The organism is Thalassobacillus sp. C254, from assembly GCF_001310615.1.
In genome coordinates this window covers 67692-79773 of record NZ_BAXQ01000007.1, presented here as the reverse complement: position 1 = coordinate 79773, position 12082 = coordinate 67692, and the positions used below count along the sequence as shown (strand labels likewise).

The window sequence follows — 12082 nt, the reverse complement described above, 5'->3', positions numbered from 1 at the left end:
TTAATATGCTCGTGTGGGGTCTTATTTTAGGGAGCGGAATGTTTACCTATATCCCCTTTACCACCTTTTGCTATCTGTATTTCTTTACAGGGTTCCTTTACGAACCCATGTATGGATTTCTGGCAGGCTCTCTTTACGGTGCAGGAAGAACTTCCGCAACGTTTGGAATAAATGCATTCAGGTGCACCACTATGAAACATAGTAAAAGAATTGTCCGTGTCATGTGGGGAAGTAAAAGTTTATTTCGAATTCTTACCTTGCTTCTTTATATTTTCTTCCTTCTTGTTTTTTATGTAATGTTGGATTTCTAATTTGGATGGGTAGATGGCAGTTGAAATAAGTTCATACCAGGTTTGTCTTACTTTCTTTTCATTTTTTTAATTAACGTTTCTGAAAAAATTAATAATAGCTCGCGGTGCTAGTAAGAAAAGGTCAGCTGTCCAGCCAAGAATCGTAGGAATACTCCAGTCATCTTTTCTTGTTTTTTCATATAAATCGCCCTCTTTTTATTCTCTATTACTTACGTATACGTAGAATCACATAAACGGTTTCAAACATTACCGAAATAGGAAGAACCCCCGCCTTACACATGGAGAGGGTTATAATGAGAGAATAACCATTGCCTGATAACAGCTTTTGCTTCAGGGTGAAGGGGTTTATTCATGCTTTCTTTCATGAGTTTTTTGACCTGAAGAATAGACTTTTCTTTTCTTTGTTCCTTTAAACCATGCTCCATGTCTTTAATAATATGGTATTCAGCTTCCCCCTGAACTAAATTCTCTAGTTCTTCCAACACCTCAATGTTCACGTGGCTGTCTTTGTCCCCATTCATTGCAAGTACCGGGCAGCTAACAGTGCGTAAAGCTGATCTCGTGTCATAGGCTGAGTGCTCTCTCATCCATTTAGCGGGCTGCTTAAAGAAAAAGAGGGATCGAATAACGTCCTTATCTTCTGAAGCCATTCGTGCAGTCAGCTTATCAACTTTTCTCTCGCTCTTTTCATCAATCTTAATCTTACGGTTCAGCCATCCTATCAAGCCTGGCTTCTTCATTAATTCCTTGTAGGCACGTTGTCTCTGACCTTTCAAGGCCTGATCGAGATTATCCACGCCACCAGACAACAGCATCAGCCCCCCAAGGTCTCTTCTTTCTGATAATGCTGTTCCAATAATCGTACCCTCGCTGTGTCCTGCGACAATGATCTGTTCTTTTATCACGTTTGGATGTGAGGATAAGAAAGTAAACACTGTTTGGGCATCATCAACCAAATCATAAAAACCAGTTGAATAATAATCCCCTTTGCTCTCTCCCACTCCTCGTTTATCATATCTGAACGTTATAAAGCCCAAACTGGTAATGTAATGAGCCAGTTCTCTATAGATGTTAAAGGTAAATTTTCTGTTCACATTGCCGTTTCTGTCAATTGGTCCGCTTCCTGGGATAATCATAACAGCTGGTGCCTTCTCATTTGTTTTAAGCTTTGCAGGGACTGCCAGTGTACCTTTTATGTTTGCGTTTTCCCCAACGGCAATTTCTTTTTCAATCCACTGTTCCATTCCTTTCCCCCTCTTTTCTTCAGTTTACATAATATGACCTTGCAGGCTTAACAGCTGTATTTTTTTCGTTCTCAATTAAAGCTTTGACACTGTAAGGGTCTTTTCCTCTTCTTAGCTGTCCTTCCGTATTGTTTTTACCATACTTATAAAGGAGCATGTAAACTCTTTGCCAGATCGCTTATGTAAGCTAATTAATAGGTAACAAACTATACATTTTGTTACATTAAGACAGACACTCACTAATTTGCCTGTCTGCCTTTATAAATATGGTTTTCCACTGTCTACTATGCTACTCTAAATGTAACATATTAAATTCACGTTACATTAGAGGTTACATATTGAGAGGTGAGCAGAATGGAAAAAAAGAGGTTGCACCAGATGTGTTTTTAACCGAAGAAGAAGCGAAAAAGCTTCAAGAGACATTTGGCAGCCGGCTCTTGCAGCAGAAAATCTCGTTATTAAGCAGGCAAAAACAAACGGGGGATAAAAGAAAAGAAATGAGCGACTACCATTCCTTGCGGACCCAAGGAATGCAAAAGGTACAGCCCATCAGAGAACTTGAAGCTATTGACCGAATGAAAAGAGCATTGAAAAGAGACAGTTTGCGAAATTACTTTATGTTTGTGCTGGGCTTAAACACAGGGATGAGAATTAGTGACATCCTTCCCCTTCAAGTAAAAGATGTCCGGAACAAAACACACATAAGAGTGAAGGAAACAAAAACGAGGAAGTCAGGCACTTTTCGGATTAACCGGGAACTATGGCAGGATATTGCAGATTACACAGAGGATATGCAAGATGAAGAATACCTTTTTCCTTCAAGAAAAACCAATCTTCCCCTTACTAGAGTCCAGGCTTACAGAATTTTGCGGAAAGCGGCTGGTAAAGCAGGGATCGAACAAATTGGCACCCATTCCATGAGAAAAACACTTGGCTACCATTTTTATAATCAAACCAAGGATGTCGCTGTCCTTCAGGAAATATTTAATCATTCTACCCCTGCCATTACAAAAGATTATATCGGAATTACTCAAAAAGAAATTGATGATAAGATGGATAATTTTTACTTATAACTCCTTAAATAAAATAAACCTTATAATGACCCTTGCAACAAAAGATAAATTGCAAGAAATGCCCCTGAGAAACATCCTTATATTACCAATCACAGGAGAGGCTTGTTTTCCCCTTGTCAGCCATTAGCTTGCTGGTCTTCGTATAATAACGTGATCTTTCGAACGATTTCAGAAGCAGCATCTGGTTTTTTAACAACTGTGCTCTTTTTTGCAATCGGTCATAAAAGGACTGGTCGTATAATACTTTTTCTAAATTTGCAGGAAGCTCATGAGAATGTTTGACAAAAAGAGCTGCTCCTTCCTGAGCAAGATAGCGAGCATTATGCTCTTCATGCCCTGGAACAGGATTATAGATAATAATAGGTGTCTCACAAGCGAGTGATTCAGCCATCGTTAATCCGCCTGCTTTAGAAAGGATACAATCACTGGCCCGTAAATAGATGAGAAACTCTTGGGTAAACCCAACGACTTTGATGGAATGCTTCGATCGAAGCCTGAGGATTTTTTCTTCTGCTTTCTTGTTGTGCCCCATCATACAAATTATCTCGACTGGTTTTTCAAGGTTGTCAAGAGACCGAATGATATTCACATAATTCGCATAGCCCAATCCTCCTCCTGCAATGAGGAGGATATTTTGTCAGTTTGATCTAGACCAAGCTGAAAGCGGGCATAGGTTTTGGACAAAGAAATAACGTCATCTTTAATAATTGGGATGCCCGTGTGATAAAACTGCTCAGCAGATACTTTATGTTTTTCAGCAAATGTTTCAATGTGAGGGGATGCTGTAAAATACCCGTCAATTTCATTTCTTACATACGCTGGATGAAGGACAAAATCAGTAATAATGGTATAAAAAGGCTGCTTTAATTTCTTTATTCTTTTTACTCTGGACAGAAATGCTGTTACAAACGGGTGAGTTGAAATGATAAAGTTACAGCGATAACTTTTGATCAAGCTGAACAGCTTGTCAGAAAAAAGCGTCGCCACCCGGTCTAATAATAAAAATATAGGGTTTTTTTCAGCATAAAAATATGCTTTCCGCCACAAGAGGGGACCCGTCTTAATAAGCTGAAAATAACTTTTTACCATGCATTTATGAAGAAGAGGACTAATTTCTTGAAAGGTATCTATTACTATTGGGTAAATCCCTGATTATTAAATTCATGTTGAATGGCTTTTGCTGCCTGATTGTGCCCATGGCCAATCGAGGCAGAAAAAATTAATGGCTGGCCCATTGATATGTACCTCTCTTTCTTCAATGCCTTTCATCTTTCTTACAAATAGCATTCCTCATTGCCCGGGTTTCATACAGAGGTACCTTCATAGGTGCCTGGCACCCCTTTGCCGCTGTAATAATTTATCCTTATTTACCAGTATCTCTAGCATTTTTTTTGTTACAGACACTCAGGGTGCCAGGCACCACAAAAAAGAGTCCCTAGTTTAGGGACTCGATGTCAACGCTTATGATGTTTTTAATTTGTTTCAGATGGTGATAGACGTCTGTCGTGTACCTCTTTTCATTTACTAATAAAAGTAGATCCAATTGTTTGTTGTCTGAATCGCGCAGATCTCTTACTCGTACCTTTCTTGGCTTCATTGCATTATTTTTCATTTCCTTTAAAATATCTGTCATTACGTCTTCGTTATCGACTATAATTTTGCATTTTAATTCTTTTTCCCGCAGTGATGCAGGTCCGAGGATTTTAAAAAGGTGTGGTAAAAATTCTACCCCTACCATGATAAGGCAAGTGCCATAAATGCCTCTGCAATAAACCCTGCTCCTATAGCAATCCCAAGACCTACAGAGGCCCACATAATCGCTGCCGTGGTTATGCCGGAAACCACATCATTGTTTCGGACAAGAATGACGCCTGCTCCAATAAACCCTATACCTGAGATAAGCTGAGCGGCCAAACGCAAAGGATCCATTAAGGTGCTTGTGGTCATTTCCGAATAAATTTGGGCAGAATAAATACTTACAATTGTAACTACACAGCTTGTTACACAAAGCACAATGGTTGTTTTTATCGAAGCGTTTTTTCTTTTGAGTGAACGCTCTAATCCAATAATGGCACCGAAGATAAAGGCAACCACCAGCCTGATATAAATGTCACCAGGCTCTAAAAACGCTTGAAATGCCAGATACATACACATCATTCCTCAACAATAGGATCATCGAAAGTGTTTATCCATTATCATACCATAAGCTTTGCTTTCGACGAGTAAAAAGAGACAGACAATATGTCCGTCTCTTCAAGTTATTCACTGACTGCAGCCGCTTCCTGATCTTTACGAGTTAGAATGTTGTAAAAAGCAATAAAACTGGAAATATTATGCTGCGTGTAATCAATGCGTAAATCAAAGCGATTTAAGCTTCGCTGGAAAGCTCCCCAACAAAGATTTTTATTTTCATAGTATAAGCTTGATTCTGGGCGAAGCTGCATTTGAAGCTGAAACCCAATACCATTTCTAATTGCTTCTTTTACCCGGTCAGCCAATTCATCTTGATGATAATCTTTTGCTAATTTGTAAACAGCACACAATCCCTCACTTCTGCAAGCGACAGGTGTAGATTCAGGCGGAGTCCTTGGCACTGCATACCCTCCAAGCCAATCCGGCTCATCGGCGTGGTCTACAAACTGGGTTTTCATGATTGCTTCTGCTACAAGAAACGAATGATTTTTATATAACTCTTTTGATCTTTCACGGTAAAGTTCATTTAACCCATACAACAGCCAGTGATCGTGCGCAATGGTATCTTCATTTTCATTTTTGTCCCTTATGTTTATCAGGTAGTGAGCAGCTTTTTCTGCTACATCCAGCCATTTCTCATTTTTATCTATTTGATAAAGACGCACTAACGCTAATATTGATTCGCCGGGATAAAAGTGGGAAACAAAATCTGACACTTCCCCTGATCTGTATTTTTGTTTATGAATAGTAAAGCGACCCTCTTCATTCTGAACTTCACTTATCCAGGCTGCGAGGTCCTGCATAATGGAAAGGTACTGTGTATCCTTTGTTAACGTTGTATATTTAGCCAGGGCAATAATCGCAAGGGCATTGCCCCCTAGCTTCATCGCATTTTTTTCCACGACAACTTTTACAGTTTCTTCATTGATTTTATGGTTTCTTACCTGTTCTAATAAATAATCCAAGGCACGTAACGCTTCTTGATATACTTGCTCATCCTTAGTGTGTTCATATGTTTCATACATGGAGTATACTGTACCGGCATGACGTAAAATATTATATCGTTTTTCTTGCTGGTTTTCTTGAGGCAAGTAGGAATAAGTAAAGCTGCCATTTTGATTAACCACTTCTTTAAAGTAATAGTTGTTTGTCCATTCAATCGCTTCTTGAACATCTTCGCTAGTAACATCCTTATACATTGGATGCCCTCGATACAGTTCTTTTACTTTTTTTCCATCTGTATAGAACGATTGAGTTTGAAATTTATAGGCTTTTATTTCTTTATCGCCTTTCAACAGCTTGATTTTCTCCTGGTTTGTAAGTAGAAAAATGTTTTCCAAAGGCCGCCAAAACATTATCAGGATTAATTTTTTTATCCTTTATCATTTGGTAAGCAGTTACTTCTTCAGGCAGAAATGCTAATTCTAAGTCCTCTCCAAAAGCAATACCATGAAGCCCCCGCTTATACCCTATCTTATCCTTCTTTATATGTATGAATGGCTGTTCCTTTTTCATCGGGCGAACAGATGTCATAATATCTAGTTTGACTGCCTCAGATTGAAAGTGAGGAGAGTCCATATTTTCAAAAAAGGAAAGTATTGCTCCTTCAATAGCTGAAGAAAGTGAAGTATGGGCTCCTCTTGTTACGTATGCTCTTCCCCTGTGATCTGTAACAGACAAAAAACAAGCTGTTTTTGTCCCTTGGTTTCTTTCTCTGGTAAGGATACTTCTGGTAAAGCTGGTGACTTCCTTTTAGTGATTGAGTGATATACTTCTTTTAACACTTCATCCATGTTTATTACACCTTCCAATCCAATTGCTTTTACATGGTCTCTTCCCTTTCCTGCTGAAGTTAAATCATATGGATAGGTAAGACAAGCAAAAAAAAGAAACCCTGGAATACCAGGATTTCAAATTCTTTATTGTTGAATAAATAATTGAGTCCAATAATTTCCATCATCCTCAAAGCCGATACCAATGTGAGTCACATTTGCATCAAGAATATTTCTTCTGTGACCTTCACTTTCCATCCAGTTCCTTACTACTTGTTCTGCTGATTGCTGACCGGCTGCAATATTTTCTGAAGCACTTTGATAATCGATTCCAAAATCCTCAATCATTTCAAAAGGTGTACCGTATGTTGGGGAAGTATGGGAAAAATAATTCTGTTCAGCCATGTCTTCAGATTTTGCTTGTGCAGCGTCCATTAACTGGCCATGCTGTTCAAGACTGTTTAACCCGTTTTGCTCTCTTTCTTGATTTGTCAGTCTGATGACTTCTTCTCTGATATTTTGAGCCTCGGGCTCCTGCTGCGCATCTCTGTCTTCTTCCCCTTCTCTTGGCTGCAGCTCCTCGGGCCTTTGTTCCTCTTGTCCTAATTCAGTGTCGGGTTCTGGATCCTGTCCAATATTTCCGTTAGGGTCTGGATCTGGCTGGTTCGGGTCCAGCTCTTCATCTAAGTTTTGGTTTGGATCAGGGATCCTTACTTCCCCTTCTCTTTGTTCAGGCATCCCTGGAAAAGGTACAGCAAACCACTCTCTTTCAATGTTCTGGCCTCTTTGCTGCTGAGCACCATGCTGTGTTCCTTGGATAGTTGTCCCTCCCTGTGCACCTTCTTGTGTGTCTCCCCCTCCATTACAGCCAGATAAGATGATATTACAAAGTAGAAAAAGTAAAATAAATATATAACCTTTATTTCTCATTTTGAAAGCTCCTTTTTACTTTTACTCTATCCTTTGTCCGTTCTTTTAGCCTTTATAATGTTTGCCTGAATACCTAATTCCCTCCAATTTCTCATAAATGTGACAAGTATTTAGACCTCTCACATAAGATATAGTAAATCAATCAAATAGGAATGATTTGCTAAACTTAAATACACCCTTTTGAATCAATACTACGTAGTAAGAAGGATATAAAAGCCCTTGCTAGCCTAAACAATAATAATAGGCAGGTGAAAAAATTATGAGACACCTCGAAGTATATGATCTGAGCTTTCAAAATTTATCGGAACGTTCAATGACATTTGAACAAGTATATCAACGTATTGAACGATTTATGCAAAAGGAACCTCGTGGAAATTACAGGCTTATGGTTGGAACAGATTCCCAGGTTCATTCTCGGTCTACTCGTTTTATCACGGGAGTGGCGATTCAGAGAAAAGGAAAAGGCGTATGGGCATGCTACAGAAAAACAGTAGTACCAAGAAGAATGGATATCCTTCATCCGCGAATATCCTATGAGACATCATTAACTGAAGAAGTGGTTAGTTTATTTACAGAGGAACGAAAAAATAACCTGATTAATATTATACTGCCTATATTTATCATGGATCCTCCTTTAGTATCGAAGGACACATTGATATTGGGGACGGGCCGAGAAATAAAACAAGAGAATTTGTAAATGAAATGGTTTCTCGTATGGAGTCTATGGGGGTGGAACCTAAAATTAAACCTGAAGCAATAATAGCCTCAGGATATGCTAATCATTTTACACGGTAACCCTTTTTCCTGGTACTTAATGAAAGTGTACTGGCTCTTCTTTAGGCAGAACTAATTTGTTCTGCCTATTTTTTATGGAAAAGATAGATAAACACCCACCCATAAACGGAAGGAATTCATACCGTATTATATAAATTAATTGAATACCCGTAAGGAGAAGTGTATGAAAACAATACGGATTTGGGCGGCTCTGATGCTAACTTCTGTCCTTATACTAAGCGGCTGTTTTTCTTTTAGTAGCAAAGAAGAGAACGACACGCTGAAGCTGGCTACCTTTTCTCAAGGAAGCAGTTGGTATGTGTATGGAGCAACGATGGCTGAAATATTACGTGAAGAAATGACCGATGTAAATCAGATTGATGTTCTCCCCTATGCTGGAGGTCTTGGTAACGTGCGGGTGGTTGCTGAAGGGGAAGCGGATGTAGGATTAACATTCAGTGTAAACAACCAGTGGGCTGCTGAGGGTTCTGCAGCTTATGATACTCCATATGAAAACCTGACTTTATTATTAGATGGCCTTGATCATTATTACATTGGAATTATTATTCGGGATGAATTTAAAGAGAAACATGGGATTGAGTCTATTGGCGATATTAAGGCTAAAGAAATTCCTGTTAATCTTTACACCATGAACCGTGGTAGTCAAGGAGAGTTTTTAGCAAGAGAAATTCTCAATGCCCATGATTTGGATTATGATGTTTTACGTTCTTATGGCGGTTCGGTAACAAATACGTCCTTTGATGTAGTCTCTTCCTCATTTAATGACGGGCGAGCAGATATGTTCATACAAATGATGACAGTCGGCCACCCTTCTTTTACAGAAATAGCTATGCAGACACCAGTCACCTTCCTTTCCATTGAAGAAGAATATAGAGAAGAGCTTTTAGCATCAGGAATTGATGAAGCTGTATTTCCTGCTAATGTATTTAAAGGTCAAACGAAAGAAATTGAAACGGTAGGTTTTGCAACAACCTTGATCGCAAATGAAAACCTTTCTGATGATATGGCCTATGAAATAACAAAGAGTCTAATTGAAAATAAACAAAGGCTCAGCCAAGGGCATCAGGCATTAGAAGATTTTAACCCTAAGCAAACAATAGAAAGGCTAGATTTGCAGACAATTAAAATTCATCCAGGAGCAGAGAAATATTATCGGGAAAGAAATTGGATTAAGGACTAAACAAAACGGAAAGGAAATGGGAGGGAGCGCCATGAAAAAGAAACACCTTCTGTTATCTACTTTGATTGCTATAGGCTGGGTTACTTTTCACATCTATACAGCAATTAATGGCATGCTCCCTGCTATGCAGCAACGAATTATCCATCTGTCTTTTGCTTTGTCTCTTTCATATTCCCTTTTTCCTTTACCCATGAAAAGGAAGGAACTATTTAAGCGGGTTTTAAATATACTTTTACCTTTTATTCCGTTGGTGTTGGGCGCTTATTTTCTTTTTCACATGCCACGTCTAGATTTAAGAATTCAATTTGTCGATACACTTTCCCCGCTAGATTTGTTTGCTGGATTTCTTTACCTGTTATTACTGCTTGAAATATCGAGAAGAATCGTTGGGAAAATGATCACATATTTGGCCTTGGTATTTATCGTTTATGCGTTGGCCGGACCACTTTTTCCAGGCCTTTTAGGACACCGGGGGTTAGATTTCCCTCATCTCATAGATCTGCTGTTTTATTCAACAGACGGGATCTTCGGAATACCCGTTGGTGTAGCTGCAGATTATGTATTTTATTTTGTTATCTTTGGAGCTTTCTTTTATGTATCTGGAGGAGGTCAGCTTTTTAATGACATTGCCTTTCGCCTAACTAAAAGATCAAAGGGCGGACCAGCAAAAGCGGCAGTCATTTCCAGCAGCTTAATGGGAAGCGTTAGCGGAAGTGCTGTTGCTAACGTAGCTAGTACAGGAATTTTCACAATTCCACTGATGAAAAAAGCCGGATACTCAAAAAAAGATTCGGCAGCGATTGAATCCCTTGCTTCTACAGGTGGGCAGTTGATGCCTCCCATAATGGGTGCTGCTGTTTTCATTATGGCTGAAATGATTGGCATTCCCTATGTAGAATTAATTGTTGCTGCTATGATTCCGGCTTTTCTTTATTATGTTTCCTTACTCATTATTGTCCACCTAAAAGCATCAAAAGAACAGCTCTCCATTGTCCAAGTCAAGGAAAGTATGGATAACATCATCATTCGTCTTCACTTACTGCTACCACTTATTTTATTAGTCACTTTAATCTTTACTGGGTATTCACTTCATCGTGCAGCCATTTGGGCAATTGGGGCAGTTATTATACTCGGATGGGCCCGGAAACCATATCAGCTGAATAGACACACCATCATAGAAGCAATAAATAAAGGAGCTAAACAAGCAATACATGTCACGATTCCATGTGCAATAGCAGGTATTATTGTAGGGGTAATCGGCTTTACTGGCCTTGGCTTGAAATTCACAAGTCTAATTACATTGTTGTCTTCAGATATTATGATCATTGCGTTAATCTTAACTGCAGGTGGCTGTATTTTACTGGGAATGGGAATGCCAACCACCTCTGCTTATATTATGGGCGCAATTTTATTAGCCCAGCACTGCAAGCTTTTAGTATCGGTCCTCTCGCTTCCCATATGTTCGTGCTTTATTTTGCAGTGCTCTCTATGATAACTCCCCCTATAGCACTTGCCTCATACAGTGCAGCTGGCATATCAGGTTCCAAAACTGGTGAAACAGGACTTGCCGCTTTTAAGCTGAGCTTGTCTGCCTTTATTATTCCCTTTGCCTTTGTATATAATGAATCATTGTTAATGCAAGGTTCTCTTTTCGAAATTTTATGGAACATTTTATTTACAACCTTGGGGATCGCGGGTCTATCTTCTGTGATTATTGGCTATATAAAGAAAAAATTATCCCTTCTGGAAAAGGCCGTATTATTCATTTCTTCTCTTTTGTTGATCACTCCTCATGTTATCGTAGACTTAATTGGGGCGCTCTTATATCTGAGTGTGTTATTATTTCACTTGAAGAAAAAGAAAGAAGAGAATTAACTCTCTTCTTCCTCTATATATGAAGGGTTAAAAAGGGGAGCATTTAATGAAGCTTCAATTTCTTCAATGGATTGCCCTCCAGAATAGAAAGCAATCTCCTCTTCAATTTTTTTAATATCTTCTAAAACAGCAGCTGGCGCTGATTCAGAAGATGAAACCTCTATCTTTTCCTTAAGCATGTGTCTTGTCTCCATAAGAACGTAAAGCTTTTCAAGCTGGTCTATATATGTGTGCTGGTCCATCCTGCTTCAACTCCTTTGTTTTCTTTTAGCTATTCCTAGTTTCGCTAAAAGAAATTCTTCCTGGAGCAATTAAATTGAAGACGTACCACTACTTTGTTTTTTTCGAACCTGGTTACTCGCAAAGAGAAAAAATTGGAAACGGGATAATAATCCACCCAATGTTTTTAATTAAATCATTCATGGCTCGCTGTTTTTCTATGATGGTAAACTCCTTTACTTGACGATCGTAATCAGCAGCTAAAGCTTCTTCGCTTCTTCTTTCTGTAACTGTACCTTCCTCAAGTTTATAAGCCTGTTCATCCTTGAACTCTTCATAGGTAAGATAGTAGCCCTGAGGGACCACGAGGTCGGCTCCATTCATAAAAGCAGCCACTGTACCTCCTATCATCATCATTAAGGTAATAAACATTACAGCGTAATAGTACACAGAACGAGCCATACACAGGCCTCCCTTTTACCTTTTCTTT

General features: G+C 39.0%; 13 protein-coding genes and 2 pseudogenes. 4 read left to right on the top strand and 11 right to left on the bottom strand.

Features of this window, described 5'->3' with window-relative positions; genetic code table 11:
* Positions 1–583: 583 nt before the first annotated feature.
* The gene (locus JCM19033_RS09005; protein WP_054636067.1) at positions 584–1555 is read right to left on the bottom strand and encodes an alpha/beta hydrolase; all 972 of its coding nucleotides are present in this window, start codon (positions 1553–1555) and stop codon (positions 584–586) included.
* A gap of 530 nt (positions 1556–2085) precedes the next feature.
* On the opposite strand from JCM19033_RS09005, the gene JCM19033_RS09000 reads away from it, so the two are divergent.
* A complete protein-coding gene (locus JCM19033_RS09000; RefSeq protein WP_054636127.1) occupies positions 2086–2628 on the top strand; it encodes a site-specific integrase in 543 nt (180 codons plus the stop codon).
* An 82-nt stretch (positions 2629–2710) separates the two neighbouring features.
* Here the strand turns inward: JCM19033_RS09000 and JCM19033_RS08995 are convergent, their stop codons facing one another.
* The 8 genes from JCM19033_RS08995 to JCM19033_RS08965 all read right to left on the bottom strand — a co-directional run bounded on the left by JCM19033_RS08995 (position 2711) and on the right by JCM19033_RS08965 (position 7523).
* Positions 2711–3235 carry a glycosyltransferase gene (locus JCM19033_RS08995; RefSeq protein WP_054636066.1) on the bottom strand — a complete coding sequence of 175 codons (525 nt, stop codon included), beginning with the start codon at positions 3233–3235 and terminating at the stop codon, positions 2711–2713.
* Positions 3214–3717 carry a hypothetical protein gene (locus tag JCM19033_RS08990; protein WP_054636065.1) on the bottom strand — a complete coding sequence of 168 codons (504 nt, stop codon included), beginning with the start codon at positions 3715–3717 and terminating at the stop codon, positions 3214–3216. Before JCM19033_RS08990 ends, JCM19033_RS08995 begins: the two co-directional genes overlap by 22 nt.
* Before the next feature lie 346 nt (positions 3718–4063).
* On the bottom strand, positions 4064–4366 hold the full coding sequence (locus tag JCM19033_RS25470) for a hypothetical protein (RefSeq protein ID WP_054636064.1): 303 nt from the start codon (positions 4364–4366) through the stop codon (positions 4064–4066).
* Complete coding sequence (locus tag JCM19033_RS25465; protein ID WP_054636063.1) at positions 4360–4776, bottom strand: MgtC/SapB family protein; 417 nt, start codon at positions 4774–4776, stop codon at positions 4360–4362. The genes JCM19033_RS25470 and JCM19033_RS25465 overlap by 7 nt, the downstream gene beginning before the upstream one ends.
* Positions 4777–4886: 110 nt before the next feature.
* Positions 4887–6116: a beta-L-arabinofuranosidase domain-containing protein gene (locus tag JCM19033_RS08975; protein ID WP_054636062.1), complete on the bottom strand. Its 1230-nt coding sequence runs from the start codon at positions 6114–6116 to the stop codon at positions 4887–4889.
* Positions 6103–6501 (bottom strand): hypothetical protein, encoded by a 399-nt coding sequence (locus JCM19033_RS08970; protein WP_157049816.1) that lies wholly within the window; start codon positions 6499–6501, stop codon positions 6103–6105. The genes JCM19033_RS08975 and JCM19033_RS08970 overlap by 14 nt, the downstream gene beginning before the upstream one ends.
* Complete coding sequence (locus JCM19033_RS23370; RefSeq protein WP_157049815.1) at positions 6465–6614, bottom strand: hypothetical protein; 150 nt, start codon at positions 6612–6614, stop codon at positions 6465–6467. The genes JCM19033_RS08970 and JCM19033_RS23370 overlap by 37 nt, the downstream gene beginning before the upstream one ends.
* A gap of 126 nt (positions 6615–6740) precedes the next feature.
* Positions 6741–7523: a CAP domain-containing protein gene (locus tag JCM19033_RS08965; protein WP_054636060.1), complete on the bottom strand. Its 783-nt coding sequence runs from the start codon at positions 7521–7523 to the stop codon at positions 6741–6743.
* Between the two features lie 259 nt (positions 7524–7782).
* Between JCM19033_RS08965 and JCM19033_RS08960 the strand changes: the two are divergent.
* From JCM19033_RS08960 to JCM19033_RS08950, 3 genes and pseudogenes are all read left to right on the top strand, one after another.
* Positions 7783–8318, top strand: a pseudogene (locus JCM19033_RS08960) (ribonuclease H-like YkuK family protein).
* Between the two features lie 163 nt (positions 8319–8481).
* The gene (locus JCM19033_RS08955) at positions 8482–9498 is read left to right on the top strand and encodes a TAXI family TRAP transporter solute-binding subunit (protein WP_054636059.1); all 1017 of its coding nucleotides are present in this window, start codon (positions 8482–8484) and stop codon (positions 9496–9498) included.
* Between the two features lie 16 nt (positions 9499–9514).
* Positions 9515–11373, top strand: a pseudogene (locus JCM19033_RS08950) (TRAP transporter permease).
* Here JCM19033_RS08950 and JCM19033_RS08940 read toward each other — a convergent pair.
* Positions 11370–11615, bottom strand: coding sequence for a hypothetical protein (locus JCM19033_RS08940; RefSeq protein WP_054636056.1), 246 nt, complete (start codon positions 11613–11615; stop codon positions 11370–11372). The pseudogene JCM19033_RS08950 and the gene JCM19033_RS08940 overlap by 4 nt on opposite strands.
* 112 nt (positions 11616–11727) lie before the next feature.
* A complete protein-coding gene (locus tag JCM19033_RS08935; protein ID WP_054636055.1) occupies positions 11728–12054 on the bottom strand; it encodes a hypothetical protein in 327 nt (108 codons plus the stop codon).
* Positions 12055–12082: the final 28 nt, after the last annotated feature.